The following is a 16,764-nucleotide window of genomic DNA, read 5'->3' as shown; positions in this document are numbered from 1 at the left end:
CGGCACGCTAGCGAACCGCGCCCACACCGCGGCCGCTCATCCACACCCGCGTGGCACGCCGCGGCTCAGGCCCACGTCCCGCGCGCCCGCAGCACCTCGCGCAGCAGGTCCGCGCGGTCGGTGACCAGCCCGTCGACGCCCAGGTCGAGCAGACGGTGCATCTCGGCGGGGTCGTTGACGGTCCACACGTGCACGTGGCGCCCGGCGGCGTGGGCGGTGGCGACCGTGCCCGCGTCGACGACGCGCACGCGGCCCTGCGCGACCGGTACCTGCAGCGCGTCGACGTCCCGCAGCGCGCGGGCGGCGAGGCGGCCGCGGGCACGGGCGCGGTGCGCCGCGAGGAAACGGACGACTTCGCCCGTCGCCGCGGACGTCGCCACGGGGTGGCGCAGGCGCGCGATCGTCTCGCGCCGCCGCACGGCGGAGAACGACGTCACGCAGACCCGGTCGTGCGACGCCGTCCGCTCGATCGCCTCCGCCACGGGGACGATCGCGTGCTCGCTCTTCACGTCGACGTTGACGCGGAGGTCCGGCCACGTCCCCAGCACGTCCTCGAGGCGCGGCACGGGGTCGACGCCGCCGATGCGCGCGCGCCCGACGACTGCCCACGGCAGCTCCGAGACCAGGCCCTCGGCGTCGGTCGTGCGGTCGAGGGTGTCGTCGTGCAGGGCGACCGCGACGTGGTCGGACGTCGCGTGCGCATCGGTCTCGACGTACCGGAAGCCCAGGTCGACGGCGGCCCCGAAGGCCGTCAGCGAGTTCTCGCGCCCGTCGAGCGCGAACCCGCGGTGCGCGAGCGCGACCACACCCGTCGGGTCCTCGAAGTAGGGGTGGCGCGCGCGTGCTGGTGCACGGCCGGAGCCGTCGTCGACCTCGCGCGCAGCCGTCACGCTCACACTCTCGCCCGCCGCGGGCCGGACCACGACCGTGGACGCGCGGTTTTCACCCACCGTGCACCGTCGCGTCGCGACCCGGGCACCGCCGACGACTCCTTCACCCCGCCAACCGGAACCTGACTCACCGTTCGGGGTCCGGTGCGGTGACCCAGGTTCCGGTCGGCGAGGGGGACCTCGGGCCTGGTCCGGTTCGTCCGCCGGGCACTAGCGTTCACGCGCAGCCCCGCCCGTGCGGGGGACACCCGCGCACCTCGGGAGCGACCGTGGCCGACCCTCGTGGCTTCCTCACCATCCGTCACCGCGAGCTCCCGGCCGACCGGCCCGTCGCCGAGCGTCTGTGCGACTGGGACGAGGTGCACGCCCACCGGCCCGGCCACGACGACGACGTGGCGCTCGTGCGTCGCCAGGCGAGCCGCTGCATGGACTGCGGCATCCCCTTCTGCCACTCCGGCTGCCCGCTCGGCAACGAGATGCCCGCGTGGAACGACCTGGCGTGGCGCGGCGAGTGGGCCGCGGCGAGCGACCGCCTGCACGCGACGAACAACTTCCCCGAGGTCACCGGGCGTGTGTGCCCCGCACCGTGCGAGGCGGCGTGCGTGCTGGGGATCACCGACGAGCCGGTGACGATCCGGCACGTCGAGGTCGCGATCGCGGAGGAGGCGTTCGACCGTGGCTTGCTCACGCCGCACGTCCCGGAGCGGCTGACGGGCCACACGGTCGCGGTCGTCGGGTCGGGGCCTGCGGGCCTCGCCTGCGCGCAGCAGCTGACACGGGCCGGGCACACGGTGGTGGTGCACGAGCGCGCCGACCGCGTCGGCGGCCTGCTGCGCTACGGCATCCCGGAGTTCAAGCTCGAGAAGCGCGTGGTCGACCGCCGCGTGGAGCAGATGCGCGCCGAGGGCACGCGGTTCCGCACGGGCGTCGACGTGGGCGTCGACGTCACCGGCGCGCAGCTGCGGGCCCGCTACGACGCGGTCGTGCTGGCCACCGGGTCGACCGTGCCGCGGGACCTCGCCGTGCCCGGCCGTGCGCTGCGGGGCGTCGAGCAGGCGATGACGTACCTCCCGCAGGGCAACCGTGCGGCCGTGGGCGACGACGTGCCGGACCAGCTGCTGGCCACCGGTCTCGACGTGGTCGTCGTCGGCGGCGGCGACACCGGTGCCGACTGCCTGGGCACCGCGCTGCGGCAGGGAGCCCGCTCGGTGACGCAGCTCGAGATCATGCCGAGCCCGCCCGCGGAGCGTCCGGCGGACCAGCCGTGGCCCACGTACCCGCGGGTCCTGCGCACGTCGAGCGCGCACGCGGAGGGCGGTGAGCGTGTGTGGGCGACGAGCAGCGTGCGCTTCCTCGACGACGGTGACGGCGCGGTCGCCGGCGTGGAGGTCGAGGAGGTGCGGTCCGTCGACGGGCGGTTCGAGCCCGTGCCCGGCACGCGGCGCGTGCTGCCCGCCGGTCTGGTGCTGCTGGCGCTCGGCTTCACGGGTGCCGAGCCCGGCCCCTTGCTCGACTCCCTCGGTGTGACACGCACCGCGCGTGGTGCTGTCGGGCGGCACGACGACTTCTCCACCGACGTGCCGGGCGTGTTCGTCGCGGGCGACGCCGGCCGCGGGCAGTCGCTCGTGGTGTGGGCGATCGCCGAGGGGCGCGCCGCCGCGGCGAGCGTCGACGCCTACCTCACGGGTGCCTCCGCGCTGCCGTCGCCGGTGCGCGCGAGCTCGGCGCCGCTGGCGGTGCGTAGCCGGGTGTGAGCTCTGGCCCTCGGCCCTGCGGGCGCGGCACGCTGGGGGCATGACGTCCGACGCCCACCTCGCCGAGCTGCGCCTGCTGCGCACCGTGCGCGACCGCATGGACCGCGACTACGCGCAGCCGCTCGACGTCGAGGCGCTGGCCAGGGGCGTGCACATGTCCGCGGGGCACCTGAGCCGGCGGTTCCGTGCGGCGTTCGGGGAGTCGCCGTACTCCTACCTCATGACGCGGCGCATCGAGCGGGCGATGACGCTGCTGCGGCGCGGGGACCTGTCGGTCACCGAGGTGTGCTTCGCGGTCGGCTGCTCGTCGCTCGGGACGTTCAGCACGCGGTTCTCCGAGCTCGTCGGCATCCCGCCGTCCGAGTACCGCCGGGTCGCCGCGGGCGACGGTGCGGGCATCCCGGGCTGCGTCGCCAAGCAGGTCATGCGGCCGTTGCGGAACCGGTCAGGATCCGAGAAGCACGTCGACCCCGCGCGCTCCTAGCGTGGCCGGCATGGACCTTCTCATCCACTGCACGTTCCTTCCCACGGTCGACCCCGAGGAGTCGCTCGCGTTCTACCGTGACGTCCTCGGCTTCGAGGTGCGCAACGACGTCGGCTACGGCGACATGCGCTGGATCACCGTCGGACCGCCCGCGCAGCCCCGGACGTCGATCGTGCTGCACCCGCCCGCGGCGGACCCGGGCATCACCGACGACGAGCGCCGCACGATCGCCGCGCTCATGGCCAAGGGGTCGTACGCGTCCGTCGTGCTCGCGACGCCCGACGTCGACGCCGTGTTCGAGCAGGTGCAGGCCGGTGGTGCCGAGGTCGTCCAGGAGCCCATGGACCAGCCGTACGGCACGCGTGACTGCGCGTTCCGCGACCCCGCGGGCAACATGGTGCGCATCAACCGGCTCGGCTGACGGCCGCGGGGCCCGGGCCGGGCCGACGGGCCGGGTGTGCAGTCCGACCCCGGGCGGGTGATTCTGCCGCCCGAGAGCCCGGGTCGAACAGGTGTTCGATAGGCTCGCCCCATGCCCGACCGCCCGCTCCCGCCCCGACCCCCGGCCCGCGACGTCGCCAACAGCGAGGTCCCCGACGGCATCCCGACGCGCCCGCAGGGCAACGTCGCGGTCGTCGTGCGGCTCGTGTGGTCCGACGGCGGCGAGGAGTGGCGCGCCGCGCGCGCGATCCGCTGGACGCGGACGCACGTCATGGTGGCGTGGCGCGAGCACGACGACGACCCGCGCTCCGAGCGGCACACGTGGCTGCGCGCAGGGGACGTCGCGCGGTCGGTGAGCTGGTTCGTCCCGCCCGAGCGCACGCCGGTCTGACGAGCGGGCGCCCGGCCGCGTCATGCCCGCACGCGCCGCGCGACCGCCTTGCCCGCCTCGCAGAGCAGGAACACCACGACGGCGACCGCGAGCGTCAGCCCCCAGTCGCGCGGCCCGATCGGCGCGGAGTCGAACCAGGCGTGCATGAACGGCGCGTAGGTGAACACGAGCTGCAGCACCATGAGCGTGCCGATCGCGATCCACACCACGCGGTTGCCGGTGAGCACGCGCGGGGTGAGCGACGAGCCACCCAGGAACCGGCACGAGAACAGGAACGCCGTCTGGCCCAGGGCCAGCATCGTCACGGCCGACGTCTGGGCGAGCCCGTCGCCGGCGCCGAGCTGCTTCTCGACGAGGTACACGCCGAGCGTCGCGCCGCCGATGAGCAGCGAGGCCCACACGACGACGAGCAGGGACGGGCGGGACAGCACGGGCTCGCGCGGTGAGCGCGGCGGGCGGTCCATGATGCCGGGCTCGGCGGGCTCGTACGCCAGGGCCAGCGACAGCGTGACGGCGGTGACGAGGTTGACCCACAGGATCTGCACGGGCGTCAGCGGCAGCGTGAGCCCGAGCAGCACCGCGACGAGGATGACGAGGGACTGCGCGCCGTTGGTCGGCAGCAGGAACACCACCGACTTGCGGATGTTGTCGTAGATCCGCCGTCCCTCCTCGACGGCCCGCTCGATCGTCGCGAAGTTGTCGTCGGCCAGGACGATCTCCGCGGCCTCCTTGGTCGCCTCGGTGCCCTTGATGCCCATCGCGATGCCGACGTCCGCGCGCGTGAGCGCCGGGGCGTCGTTGACGCCGTCCCCCGTCATCGCGACGACCTCGCGGTGCGACTGCAGCGCGCGGACGATGCGGATCTTGTGCTCGGGGCTCGTGCGCGCGTAGACGTCGACGTCGCGGACGCGGGCGCGTAGCTGCTCGGCCGTCATCGCCTCCAGCTCGGGGCCCGTGAGCGCCTGCACGTCCTCGCCGGGACGCACGACGCCGAGCTCGCGCGCGATCGCGACGGCCGTGCCGGCGTGGTCGCCGGTGATCATCTTCACGGCGATGCCCGCACGGTGGCAGTCGGCGATCGCGGCGACGGCCTCGGGGCGCGGTGGGTCGACGATGCCGACCACCCCGAGGAACGTCAGGCCGGTGGCGTCGTCCAGGGTGAGGCCCGACGTGCCCCCGGCCGCCGGGCGCTCGGCCGCGGCCAGCACGCGCAGCCCCTGCCCGCCGAGCTCGTCGACCACCGACTCCCAGGACGCGCGCCGCAGCGCCACGGGTGTGCCGTCGGCGCCGCGCTGCGCCACCGCACGGTCCAGCAGCCGGTCCGGCGCGCCGACGACGTGCACGTGCAGCCCGTCGGGCAGCCGGTCGAGCGTCGCCGAGAGCTTGTTGACCGACTCGAACGGCACGGCGGCCACGCGCTGCGCGCCGTCGGTCGCGACGCCGGTCGTGAGGGCCAGCGTCCGCAGCGCCCCCTCGGTGGGCTGCCCGACGACGCCCCAGCGCCCCGCGTCGTCCGGCGCGACGCGCGCGTCGTTGCACAGCACGCTCGCGCGCACGAGCGCGTGCAGGTCGGGGTGCTCGCCCGGGCCGGTCGTCCGGCCGTCGAGCGTGACGCCACCGACGGGCTCGTAGCCCAGGACCTCGACGTCGTACACGTGCTCGGCCGTGACGACCGTGCGGGCGGTCATCTCGTTGCGCGTGAGCGTGCCGGTCTTGTCCGAGCAGATGGTCGTCACGGAGCCGAGCGCCTCGACCGCGGGCAGCTTGCGCGTGATGGCGTGCTGCCGCGCCATCTGCTGCACGCCGAGCGCGAGGGTGATCGTCACGAGCGCCGGCAACCCCTCCGGCACGGCCGCCACCGCGAACCCGATCGCGGCGGACACGAGGTCCGGCAGTGCGAAGTCGTGGATGACGCGCCCGATCACGAGCATCGCGAACGCCATGACGAGGATGCCGCGCGACAGCAGCGTCCCGAGGCGACCGAGCTGGCGCTTCAGCGGCGTCTCGAGGTGGTCGACGTCGGCGATGAGCGACTGGATCCGGCCGATCTCCGTGCGCCCGCCGGTCGCGGTGACCACGGCCAGCGCGGTGCCGGCGGCCACGATCGTGCCGGAGAACAGCATGCTCGCGCGGTCGCCGACCCCGGCGTCGGTGCCCACCGCCTCGACGTGCTTGGCCGCGGGCACCGACTCGCCGGTCAGCGCCGACTCGTCGACCTGCAGGCCCGTGGCCTCGACGAGCCGCGCGTCGGCAGGGACCTTGTCGCCCGACCGGACACGGACGACGTCGCCGGGCACGAGCGTGGCCGCGTCCACCTCGGTCCAGCTCCCGTCGCGGCGCACGGTCGCGGTCAGGGACAGCATCGTGCGGATGCCGTCGAGCGCACGCTCGGCCTGCCCCTCCTGCAGGAACCCGACGAGCGCGTTGACCAGCGCGACGACGAGGATCACGGTGAAGTCGACCCAGTCGCCCAGGAACGCCTTCAGCACGGCGGCGGCCAGCAGGATGTAGATCAGCACGTCGTCGAAGTGGCCGAGGAAGCGTACGAGGGCGGGCGGCCGGCCGGCGGTCGGCAGGCGGTTCGGGCCGACGGTGTCGAGACGCACGGCCGCCTCGCCGGACGTCAGCCCGGCGGAGCTCGTGGCGAGACGGTCGAGGACCTCGCGCGCGTCCTCGGCGTACGGGCGGTACTCGCCGAGGTCGGCCAGGTGGTCCGCGGCGGCGCTGCGTCGCGCCGGGTCGTGCGCCGTGCTCGTCATGCGTCACCTCGGCGGTCGGTGCCGGCGGCAGGTCGGGCGTCCCTCGCATCGTGGCACGACGAGCCACCGAGCGGTACGGCACGCACGGCACGGGGCCGCACCCCGCAGGGTGCGGCCCCGTGCCGTGCGTGGTTTCTCAGACGTACATCGGCGTGAGCGCCTCGTACTCCTCGACACCGCCGCCGTTCATGACGACCTCGATGATCCGCCGCCCCAGCGGGTCCAGGTCCTCGGTGAGGAACTGCTCGAGCTCGGCCCTGAAGAAGCCCGTGAGGATCTCGGCGCCCTCGTCGTAGGCCTCGATACCGACCTGGGACTGGTACTCCGGCTGCAGCAGCGTGGGCCGGATCTGCTGGCCGTCGAGCTTGATCTCCCGGGGCCGGTACCCGAACAGCGAGCACCGCGCGGGCGTGAGCTGCTCGGGCTGGATCCGTCCACCACCGCGGCGCGCCAGGTACTCGCGGGTCAGCCACTCGGCGGAGAAGCCGACCTTGTAGGCGCCGATGTGCTGGTTGGGTGTCAGCACGTACCGGGTCCGGTCGTTCTCGACGATCTGGCGCAGCAGCAGGTTCGCCGCCGCCACCTTGGTGCCGGTGGAGAACGGCCAGTACGACCCGACGCCCTCGGCGACCATGCCGCCGTGCTTGAGCGCCTTGCGGACGTCCTTGCTCTCGCCGATCGACGGGTTCTTGTCGCCGCGCGGCGCGATGAGCCGCCACACCCACGCCAGCGACGGCGGGATGAGGTGCATCATCCCCATGATCCCGTAGCTCGGCTTCTCCCGGGTGCACAACGGCATGCGGACGCCGAACGTGCGGACGTCGACCTCCTTGGGCTCGCAGATGACGTTCTTGACGAACGACCGCGGGATCACCACGCGCGGGTTGGGGCACCGCTTGCCGTTCGAGTCGAGGGTGTGCTCCCACGGCAGCGCGGTCGCGTCGGGGACGCCGTCGATCGACAGGAACAGCACGGGCTCGCGCGGCTGGATGACGGCGCGCTCGAACGCGGGGTCCTCGCCGTAGCTCGTCATGTTGTCGACGCGCACGAACCAGCCGGCCTCGGCGTCGGCGACGACGAGCTTGCCGTTGCCCTTCTGGACCGACGGGTGGCAGAGCGTCATGTCGTCCGTCACGGGCGCGAGGCTCGACGTCTCGCCGAGGGTGATGTGGTACGGCTCGTCACGGACGACGTTGGTGCCGACGAGGATGCGCCCGTCGTCCTCGCGCCGGATCTCCTGGCACATCTCGGACTTGCCGCCGCCCGACGCGCCCTCGTGCATGATCACGGTCTCGTTCTCGTACGGCGTGGTGACGCGGACGCTCGAGGCGTGCGCCGTCAGCCAGCCCTCCTGCTCGCCGATGTCGAGCAGCACCGAGAACACGCCCTTCTTGGCGCTCGGCCCCGGGTACAGGTTGTACGCCCACACCTCGTGCAGCTCGCGCGAGCGGTTGTGGACGACGACCTGCCGGCCGCCGAAGTGCGTGTGCCGGAACGGGGGAGCGACGTACAGGATCGAGCGCGGGGTGTACGGCCCGATCTCGTCGAAGGTCACCCAGCCCTGCAGGTCGACGAGCGTGAGTGCGAAGAACGCGCTGTTCAGCGGCACGATCGCGAGCGACGGGTAGCCGAACGTCGGGCCGCCCGCCTTGAAGGGCACGACGACGAGCTCCTGGTCCGCGAGCCACGCGAGGGTCTCGCTGCGCACGGGGTCGAACTCCGCACCGAACGTGTCGCGGTAGCGCGGCTTGTCCGTCGGCAGGTCGTCCGCGATGCGCATGCAGTCGGGGTCGCGCCGGCGCATGTAGTCCTCGGGGTAGTTCACGGCGACGCCGTTGCGGCACCGCGTGACCGTGGCCTCCGGGACCATCGTGCCGTCGACGTCGTACTCGACCGTGAAGGTCGGTCCGCCGTCGGGTCCGAGCGCGAGCCGGTAGAGCTCCTCGCGCGTCGTCGGCACCACCAGACGGGGACTGGCCTCCAGGGCTGCCCGCACCTCGGGTGCGAGGGACACGTCCGTCAGGGGACCGGTCGCCGTGACGCTCATGGCTGCTCCTTCGCCATAGGGACGGGCACGCTCGATGCGTCACCCGGCACGCAGCCTGCGCCGGTCACCCGGCTGCGGGCTGCTCTTTGCCAGGAGATTACGACCGGCGGTGACGAGGACCACGGGACCTTCGGGCCTCGGGCGCCCGGTCCGGGAGCACCCGTGGGCTGCTCAGGCGCGGGGCCCGGCGGGCGGCGGCGTGGCAGGCGCGACGGTGGCCGGGGGTCCGGCAGGAGCCGGGGGTGCGACGGGCGCCGTGGCCGTGACGGCACGGCGACGGCGGCGCCACAGCACCACCGGCCCGACGACGAGGGCGGCGACCACCAGCCACGGCAGGAGCACCCCGAGCACGACGAGCACCGTGCGGACGGTCGCCGTGAACGCGTGCCAGCCCGTCGCGAGACCGTCGAGGAACGTCGGCGGCTCGGTGTCGAGCCGCTCGGGCGTGTCGGTGGGGCCCCAGATCTCGACGTCCACCGTGGACAGGGCGACCCGGTCGGCCAGCCGCGCGCGCTCGGAGCGCAGCCGCTCGAGGTTCGCCTGCCGCTCGGTCAGGGCGCTCTCGGCCTCGATGAGCTCGCTGCTCGACGAGGCCCGGGCCAGCAGCGCCGTCATCCGCTCGACCGACAGCTCGGTCGCCGCGATGCGCGCGTCGAGGTCCTGCGCGGCACCGGTGACGTTCTGCGTCTCGACGAGGTAGTCCTGCACGTCGCCGATCTCGCCGAGTGCCTCGGGCAGGGTCGCCATCTCCGTCGAGGGCACGCGCACCGTGAGCGACGCGGAGCCGGGGTCGCCCTCGCCCCCGGACGCCCGCTCGTAGCGGGAGTCCACCCGGCCGTCGAGGCGCGTGACGAGCGTGACCACACGGCGCGCCGCGGCGACGGGGTCCTCGGACGTCATGGTCGCGTGGGCGGTCTGCACCACCTGCTGCCCGTCGCCCGGGGTGTCCGCGCGGGTGCCGCTCTCGTCCACCGCCGGCGCACCCCCGCCGTCGGCGGGCGCGCCCCCGGCGTCGTAGGCCCCCTCGGGCCCTGCGGCGGACTCGTCGGCGCCGCTGCCCGCGCTGCAGGCGGTGAGGGCCGCGAGCACGGCGAGCGAGGCCACCAGGGTGCGGATGCGCGTCGTCATGTCCGCACGCTAGGGGTGCGGCGCGGGCGCCGGGCGGGAACGGCGGGATCGTGACCGGCTCGTCACCGGATCGCGCTCGGGCCGATGCCGGGACCACCCGGACGGGTCCGCTGCGCGCGCCCGTCCGGGGGAGCCGTCGCCGCAGCGGGGTACCCGACCGCCGCCCACAGGTGCGTCGCGGCGAAGGCCCGCCACGGCGACCACGCCCGCCCGGCCGTCGCGACGTCGCGGACGTCCGGCACCCCCAGGGCGCGGCGCAGGACGAGGTCGCCCGCGGGGAACGCGTCGCGGTCCCCGAGCGCGCGCAGCGCCACGACGTCCGCGGTCCACGGGCCGATGCCGGGGATCGCCAGCAGCGCTGCGCGGACGTCGGCGGCAGGGGCGCCGGGCACGAGCCGCAGGCCCCCCGCGCAGGCGACGGCGAGCGCGTGGACCGCGCGGGCGCGTGCGTGCGGCACGCGCAGCACCGCCTGCAGGGCCACGGAGTCGGCCGCGGCGAGGTCCTCGGGGCGTGGGTACGCGAGCAACCCGCCGGGGCCGGGCCGGCCGTACGCGGAGGCGAGCCGCGCACCGGTCGTCCGCCCGGCGCCCAGCGAGACCTGCTGCGTCAGCACGACCTGGACCGCGGCCTCGAAGCCGTCGGGATGCCCCGGGACGCGCAGGTGGGGGCGGGCCGCGACGAGCGGGCCGAGGACGGGGTCGCCACCGAGGGCGGCGTGCACGGGTGCGAGGTCGTCGGCCAGCCCGAACCACCGCGTCGCGAGGTCGTCGAGCGCAGCGGGGGCGGCCGGCCCGTCGGCGTCGACGCGCACACCGGTCGCTGCCACGTGCGCCGTGACGTGCACGGGCCCGGCGCCGAGCTCGACGAGCCGGCTGACGGTGCCGGCGTCGACGTCGACCCGCTCGACGCCCGGCACCGACCGGGCCGCGAGGGAGGACAGCGCGGCGCGGTGGTCGAGGGCGGTGCGCACGTGGTCACGCTAGCCGTGACGGCCCCGACGACCCGACGGACACGAGGGTGCACCGCGCAGCCGGGAAACAGGACGGCAAAGCCCTGGTCGCGAACTGGTCGCATGTTCGAGATGCGCAGGTCACACGGCGGTGCCATGCTCGTCCTCATCAGCCGATCGCGGCATCACCGCGACCGGCCGCCCGCGGTTCCGACCACACGTCCCACCGCACCGTCGCAAGGGTCCGGCGAGAGCCGGATCGGCCCTCCGGGGCAAGAGGGTCCGCCACGCCTCGTGCCGGCGAGACGGCCCTCCCGTCCGGTCCCGCTCCCAGCGCCGGGAGCGGGACCGGTCATGTACCGGGGCTCACGGGCCGGCGGTGCGACGGCGACCGGTGACACGTACGCGCGTGTCGGTGGGCAGGAGGAGGATGGCGGACGTGGAGAGCGAGCAGCCCGCGGGGACCGACGAGCCGAGGCGCGCGGCGCCGCGGTACGCGCTCGTGGTGGCGCCGTTCGGACCCGTCGCCGTGGCGGCGGACGACGGTGCGGTCACCGACGTGCGGTTCCCGCACGCCGACGGCACACCGGCCACGCGCGGCCTGGGCGAGCCCGCCGCGCCCGACGCGGACCCGGTGCTGGCCGAGGCGGTGCGCCAGCTGCGTGCCTACCTCGCGGGCGAGCTACGCGACTTCGACCTGCCGCTGCGCCTGCGCGGCAGCCCGTTCCAGCAGCGTGTCTGGCAGGGCCTGCGCGCGGTGCCGTACGGCACGACGACGACCTACGGCGCGCTGGCCGCGGCCGTCGGGCTCGACCCTCGGACAACCGCACGTGCCGTGGGTGCGGCGAACGGCGCGAACCACGTGCCGATCGTCGTGCCCTGCCACCGCGTGCTCGGCGCGGACGGGACGCTCACCGGCTTCTCCGGCGGCCTGGAGCGCAAGCGTGAGCTCCTGGCGCTCGAGGCGCGCGTCGCGTCGGGCGCGGCCACGCTGTTCTGACGACGACCGGAGGACGCATGACCGTGATGGTGGCGCTGCTGCGCGGCGTGAACGTCGGGGGCAGCAGCACGGTGCCGATGGCGGACCTGCGCCGCGTCGTCGCCGACGCCGGCTACCGCGACGTCCGCACCTACGTGAACAGCGGCAACGTCGTCCTGACGACGGGCACTGCCGACACCGAGGAGGTCGCGGCCACGCTGCGCGCGGCGTTCGCCGACGCGTTCGCGGCCGCCCCGGACGTCGTCGTGCGCACGCGCGACGAGCTGCACGCGGTCGTGGACGCGAACCCCTTCCTCGACCGTGACGACGACCCCACGCACCACCACGTGGTGTTCCTCCCGGGCCGTGCGCCGGCGCGCCTGCCGGACGTCGAGGTGCAGGAGCCGGAGGCGCTCGCGGCCGTCGGGCGCGAGCTCTACCTCTGGCTGCCGAACGGTGCGGGCCGCAGCAGGCTCGCCGCCCGGATGGCCGGCCGCGCCGGCGGCGGAGGCACCGCGCGCAACTGGCGCACCGTCACGACGCTCGCGCGCATGGCCGACGAGCCCGCCTGAGCCCGGGAGCTGCCGGTGTGGCACTGCCGGTGAGCGTGGTGGCGACCGCGTGCGCGTGCGTCGCCCGGCGCCGCGCGGCACGCTGAGCGCATGTCGACCGACGAGCCTGTGCTCACCGACCCCGACCGTCACGTCCTCGGTGACCCCGACGCGCCCGTCACCGTGGTGCAGTACGGCGACCTCGAGTGCCCGTACTGCCGCGACGCCGAACCGGTGCTGCGTCGGCTCGTCGAGGAGTCCGACGGCCGCGTCCGCCTGGTCTGGCGGCACTTCCCGCTGTTCCAGCTCCACCCCCACGCGCTCGCGGCGGCGCTGGCCGTCGAGGCCGCAGGCGCGCACGGCAGGTTCTGGGAGATGCAGCGCCTGCTGTACGCGCACCAGGACGCGCTCACCGACGACGACCTGGCGCGCTACGCGCGCGAGCTCGGCCTGGATCCCGAGGAGGTCGTGGGCGAGCCCGCCGACCGCTTCGCGCGCGCCGTGCAGGCGGACTACGAGGGTGGCATCGAGCTCGACGTGCCCGGCACGCCGACGCTGCTGGTGGACGGCGTGCCGTACCGCGGCCGCATCGAGCTCGAGGCGCTGCGGGCCGTGGTCGACGCGGTGTGAGCCCCGACGGTGGGGGCCGGACCTGGTGTGACGACCGTCGCCCGACCTCGGGGCGGCGCGCGGGCACGGCCTGCGCCACGATGGACCCGTGACCGCGACGACCGCCGCACCTGTCCGCCCCGACGTCCCGCGCACGGCCCTGGTGACCGGCGCCGGCCGAGGCATCGGGCGGCACCTGGCCCTCGCGCTGGCCCGCGAGGGGTACGCCCTCGGCTTGGTGGCCCGCACGCGCGAGCGGCTCGAGGTGGTCGCCGACGAGGCGCGCGCGCTCGGCGCGCCCGTGACCGTCGCGGTCGCGGACCTCGTCGACGCCACGGAGGTCGCGGACGCCGTCGCGCGCGTCGAGGCGGGCCTGGCCTCGCAGGGCGGGATCGGGCTGCTGGTGAACAACGCCGGCGTCATCGAGCACGCCGAGGCGCCCTTCGCGCAGGACGACGTCGAGGACGTCTGGCGCGTGATCGAGACGAACGTGCGCGGTCCTCTGCTCGTCACGCACGCGGTGCTGCCCGGCATGCTCGCGCGCGGCGCCGGCCGCGTGCTCAACATGAACTCCGGCTCGGGCCACCGCGCGCTGACGACGTACACCGGGTACGCGGTGAGCAAGGGTGCGCTCGCGCGGTTCACCACGCAGCTGCACGCGCAGTACGCCGGGGCGGGCCTGCGCGTGCTGGACCTCGCGCCGGGCGTCGTGGCGACCGACATGACCGCGGGCATGCCGGTGCACGACGGACGCACCGAGTGGACGTCCCCGCAGGACGTCGCGCACCTCGTGCTGGGCTTCGCCGCGGGCGAGCTCGACGACCTGTCGGGGCGCTTCGTGCGGGCCGGCGTCGACACGGTCGCCTCGCTGCAGGAGCGGGTCGGCGCGATCGTCGCCACCGACGCGCGCACGCTGCGGCTCGCGACGTGGGGACCGGACGACCCGGTGGCCTGAGCGCTCGTGGGCGTCAGCCGGACGCGCGCGCGCCCGGCCCCCGCCACGGCAGCGGCGGCAGCGTCGGGGGCAGGCGCGGGGGCGTGCACAGCGGCAGCCGCTCACCGAGCCACCGCAGCAGGACGGACCCCGCGACGGCCGCGACCAGGGAGCCCGCGAGGACCCCGATCTTGGCGCGCTCGAGGTGCACCGGGTCGTCGAACGCGAGCTGCGCGATGAACAGCGAGATGGTGAAACCGATCCCCGCCAGGACCGCGCCGCTCATGAGGTGCCCCCAGCGCACGCGGCCGGGCAGGTCGCCGAGGTCCAGGCGGAGGGCGAGGGTCGCGGCACCGGTGATCCCCAGGGCGTTGCCGGCGACGAGGGCCACGGCCACGCCGATCGTCAGGCGCGAGGAGAACGCGTCGGCGAGCGTCTGCGGGTCGAGCCGGACGCCGGCGTTGGCGAGGCCGAACAGCGGCACGACGACGTAGGCGCTCCACGGGTGCAGCGCGCGCTGCAGCCGGTCACCGGTCGGCACCGCCGCGCGCCCGGCCACCTCGGTGAGGTGCTCGCGGTCGGCGCCACCTTCCGACAGGAAGCGGCGCGCGTGCACGGCCACCGCCCGGCGCCGCCGCTCGTGCGGCACGGCGGTCGGCACGAGCAGCCCCACGAGCACACCCGCGATCGTCGCGTGCACGCCGGAGGCGAGCACAGCGACCCACAGGGCGAGCCCCACGGCCACGTACGGAGCGAGCCGCCACACGCCGCGGCGTCGCAGCACGACGAGCAGCACGACGAGCACGCCCGCCGCACCGAGCGCCCGCACGTCGACGTCGTCCGTGTAGAACACCGCCATGGCGGCGATCGCGCCGATGTCGTCGACGATCGCCAGGGTCAGCAGGAACAGCCGCAGCCGGTCCGGGCAGCGCGGGCCGAACAGCGCGAGGACACCGACGAGGAACGCGGTGTCGGTCGACATGACCACGCCCCACCCGTGCGCTGCGTCGGTGCCCGCGTTGAACGCCAGGAAGACGAGCACGGGCACGAGCAGCCCGCCCACCGCACCCAGTGCGGGCACGGCTACCGCGCGGGGGTCGCGCAGCTCGCCGCGCGTGAGCTCGCGGTTGATCTCGAGCCCGACGACGGTGAAGAACACGGCCATCGCGAGGTCGTTGACCCAGTGCTGCAGGTCGAGCTCGAGGCCTGCGCCGCCCACGTACACGCCGGCCGGGGTGTGCCACAGGGCGGTGTAGGCGTCGCGCCACGGCGAGTTCGCCCAGGCGAGCGCGACGACGGTGGCGCCCAGCAGCACGACGGCGCTGCCGGCCTCGGTGGCGAGGAACCGCCGCAGGGCCGGCGCGGTGCCGGACAGGTGCTCGCGCTTGCGCAGGACGCGCTCGCGCAGCGCGGCGCGGACGCCCGGCCGGCTCAGCGCGTCCCCCGGGAGCGCACCGCACGCGTCGGCGGGGTCACGGGGTGGGGCGCCGGGCTCACAGCGCGGGGGAGGACATGTCGGCAGGGACGTGCGCGCCGTGCCCGGCGGTGCGCAGCGCGCCGCGCAGCCGCTGGGCCGCCGCGTCGAGGTCGGCGGCGGGCTCGTCCTGGCGGGCGTGCGCGAACGACAGGTTCGACTCGTCCCACGCCGGCAGCACGTGCAGGTGCAGGTGCGGGATCTCGAACCCCGCGACGAGCAGCGCGGCACGGGGTGCGCCCCACGCGGCACGCTGCGCGAGTCCGACCGTCTTCGCGACGGACGTGAGGTGCGCCAGCAGGTCGTCGGGCGCGTCGGTGAGCTGCTCGATCTCCTGGCGCGGCACGACGAGCGCGTGGCCCGTGGTGATGGGCGCGATGGTCAGCAGGGCGACGGCCTGGTCGTCGGCCCAGACGAAGCGGCCGGGGATCTCGCCGTCGATGATGCGGGTGAACAGCGTCGGCATGCGCACACGCTAGCGCGTCGTCACCCACAGGACGGCTGAAACGTTTATGCCGGTCAGATCGCTTGTCCCTGCGGCCTCCACCGCCTAGGAATCCTCTGTGCGTCTGCTACCCGTCACCCCCCGTCCGACGTCCACACGCGCGAGGGCCGTCGCGGCCGTCCTCACGCTCGGTCTGCTCAGCGCGTGCTCGGCCGGCACCGAGCCGCCCGTCACGCCGCCCGAGGTCGGCCCCACCCCCACGATGCTCGACAAGGCTCCCGTCGAGATGGTCCAGGCGGAGGCCCCCGAGTGCCTCAGCGACGGCATCGCCTACGCCACCGTCGGCGGTGGTGACGCGTCCGCGTCCGTCGCCTGGGCCGGCTCCGGCGACCGGGGCGTGCTGTACGCGCCGCAGGTCGACGGCGACGTGTGCCAGTGGGCCGACGAGCTCGTGCGGCTCGCCGGCGCCGGCTACCTCGTCGCCACCTACGACTGGGGCGCCGACGGCGAGGTCGGCTTCCGCGCCGCGCTCGACGTCCTCAAGGCGACCGGTGCCCAGCGCGTCGCGTTCGTCGGGGCGTCCGCCGGCGGCACGCTCGCCGCCGGGCTCGCCGACGACCTCGACGCCGTCGCGGTCGTCGCCCTCAGCCCGCCGGCGCAGCTCGGCGAGGTCGACGCGCGCGCCGAGGCCAACGAGTTCACCGGCCCGCTGCAGGTGTTCTCCTCGACCGACGACCCCCAGGTGCCCGCGACCGACAGCGCGCTCGTGCCCCGCAACGACATGACCTCGGTCGTCACCCAGGTCTCCGGCACGCTGCACGGCATCGAGTTCATGGGCCCCGACAGCTACCACGCCGACCACGTGCGCAACGTCATCGACGACGCGCTCGCGGCCGGGTTCGGCGCCTGACGTACCCGACCCCGCACG

The 16,764-nt window shown here is 75.0% G+C and carries 16 protein-coding genes; 9 read left to right on the top strand and 7 right to left on the bottom strand.

Going from position 1 to position 16,764, the window contains the following annotated elements; all coding sequences use genetic code 11:
* Positions 1-65: 65 nt before the first annotated feature.
* The gene (locus CFLA_RS12275) at positions 66-890 is read right to left on the bottom strand and encodes a glycerophosphodiester phosphodiesterase family protein (RefSeq protein ID WP_052302846.1); all 825 of its coding nucleotides are present in this window, start codon (positions 888-890) and stop codon (positions 66-68) included.
* A 269-nt stretch (positions 891-1,159) separates the two neighbouring features.
* On the opposite strand from CFLA_RS12275, the gene CFLA_RS12270 reads away from it, so the two are divergent.
* The 4 genes from CFLA_RS12270 (at position 1,160) to CFLA_RS12255 (ending at position 3,960) form a co-directional block, all read left to right on the top strand.
* Positions 1,160-2,644 (top strand): glutamate synthase subunit beta, encoded by a 1,485-nt coding sequence (locus tag CFLA_RS12270; protein ID WP_013117650.1) that lies wholly within the window; start codon positions 1,160-1,162, stop codon positions 2,642-2,644.
* Positions 2,645-2,684: 40 nt separating this feature from the next.
* Positions 2,685-3,128, top strand: a complete 444-nt coding sequence (locus CFLA_RS12265; RefSeq protein ID WP_013117649.1) for a helix-turn-helix transcriptional regulator — start codon at positions 2,685-2,687, stop codon at positions 3,126-3,128.
* 10 nt (positions 3,129-3,138) lie between these two features.
* Entirely contained in the window at positions 3,139-3,549 is a 411-nt protein-coding gene (locus CFLA_RS12260; protein ID WP_013117648.1) for a VOC family protein, read from the top strand.
* A 111-nt stretch (positions 3,550-3,660) separates the two neighbouring features.
* Entirely contained in the window at positions 3,661-3,960 is a 300-nt protein-coding gene (locus CFLA_RS12255; protein WP_013117647.1) for a hypothetical protein, read from the top strand.
* Between the two features lie 20 nt (positions 3,961-3,980).
* Here the strand turns inward: CFLA_RS12255 and CFLA_RS12250 are convergent, their stop codons facing one another.
* The 4 genes from CFLA_RS12250 to CFLA_RS12235 form a co-directional block, all read right to left on the bottom strand.
* Entirely contained in the window at positions 3,981-6,719 is a 2,739-nt protein-coding gene (locus CFLA_RS12250) for a cation-translocating P-type ATPase (protein WP_013117646.1), read from the bottom strand.
* A 136-nt stretch (positions 6,720-6,855) separates the two neighbouring features.
* Positions 6,856-8,766 carry a DUF4914 family protein gene (locus CFLA_RS12245; protein WP_013117645.1) on the bottom strand — a complete coding sequence of 637 codons (1,911 nt, stop codon included), beginning with the start codon at positions 8,764-8,766 and terminating at the stop codon, positions 6,856-6,858.
* A 171-nt stretch (positions 8,767-8,937) separates the two neighbouring features.
* Positions 8,938-9,894, bottom strand: a complete 957-nt coding sequence (locus CFLA_RS12240) for a DUF4349 domain-containing protein (protein WP_013117644.1) — start codon at positions 9,892-9,894, stop codon at positions 8,938-8,940.
* 62 nt (positions 9,895-9,956) lie between these two features.
* Complete coding sequence (locus CFLA_RS12235) at positions 9,957-10,865, bottom strand: DNA-3-methyladenine glycosylase family protein (RefSeq protein ID WP_013117643.1); 909 nt, start codon at positions 10,863-10,865, stop codon at positions 9,957-9,959.
* A gap of 409 nt (positions 10,866-11,274) precedes the next feature.
* On the opposite strand from CFLA_RS12235, the gene CFLA_RS12230 reads away from it, so the two are divergent.
* The 4 genes from CFLA_RS12230 (at position 11,275) to CFLA_RS12215 (ending at position 13,938) form a co-directional block, all read left to right on the top strand.
* A complete protein-coding gene (locus CFLA_RS12230) occupies positions 11,275-11,844 on the top strand; it encodes a methylated-DNA--[protein]-cysteine S-methyltransferase (RefSeq protein WP_013117642.1) in 570 nt (189 codons plus the stop codon).
* A 17-nt stretch (positions 11,845-11,861) separates the two neighbouring features.
* Complete coding sequence (locus CFLA_RS12225) at positions 11,862-12,395, top strand: DUF1697 domain-containing protein (RefSeq protein ID WP_013117641.1); 534 nt, start codon at positions 11,862-11,864, stop codon at positions 12,393-12,395.
* Between the two features lie 90 nt (positions 12,396-12,485).
* Positions 12,486-13,004: a DsbA family protein gene (locus CFLA_RS12220; protein ID WP_013117640.1), complete on the top strand. Its 519-nt coding sequence runs from the start codon at positions 12,486-12,488 to the stop codon at positions 13,002-13,004.
* Between the two features lie 88 nt (positions 13,005-13,092).
* Positions 13,093-13,938, top strand: coding sequence for an SDR family NAD(P)-dependent oxidoreductase (locus CFLA_RS12215; protein ID WP_013117639.1), 846 nt, complete (start codon positions 13,093-13,095; stop codon positions 13,936-13,938).
* A 13-nt stretch (positions 13,939-13,951) separates the two neighbouring features.
* Here CFLA_RS12215 and nhaA read toward each other — a convergent pair whose 3' ends face one another.
* Positions 13,952-15,232 carry a Na+/H+ antiporter NhaA gene (gene nhaA, locus CFLA_RS12210; RefSeq protein WP_013117638.1) on the bottom strand — a complete coding sequence of 427 codons (1,281 nt, stop codon included), beginning with the start codon at positions 15,230-15,232 and terminating at the stop codon, positions 13,952-13,954.
* Positions 15,233-15,410: 178 nt separating this feature from the next.
* On the bottom strand, positions 15,411-15,857 hold the full coding sequence (locus tag CFLA_RS12205) for an HIT family protein (protein WP_013117637.1): 447 nt from the start codon (positions 15,855-15,857) through the stop codon (positions 15,411-15,413).
* A gap of 97 nt (positions 15,858-15,954) precedes the next feature.
* On the opposite strand from CFLA_RS12205, the gene CFLA_RS12200 reads away from it, so the two are divergent.
* The gene (locus tag CFLA_RS12200; protein WP_013117636.1) at positions 15,955-16,746 is read left to right on the top strand and encodes an alpha/beta hydrolase; all 792 of its coding nucleotides are present in this window, start codon (positions 15,955-15,957) and stop codon (positions 16,744-16,746) included.
* Positions 16,747-16,764: the final 18 nt, after the last annotated feature.

Source organism: Cellulomonas flavigena DSM 20109, assembly GCF_000092865.1.
GTDB classification, from domain to species: Bacteria; Actinomycetota; Actinomycetes; order Actinomycetales; family Cellulomonadaceae; genus Cellulomonas; species Cellulomonas flavigena.
This window is presented reverse-complemented; position numbering and strand designations above follow the sequence as displayed.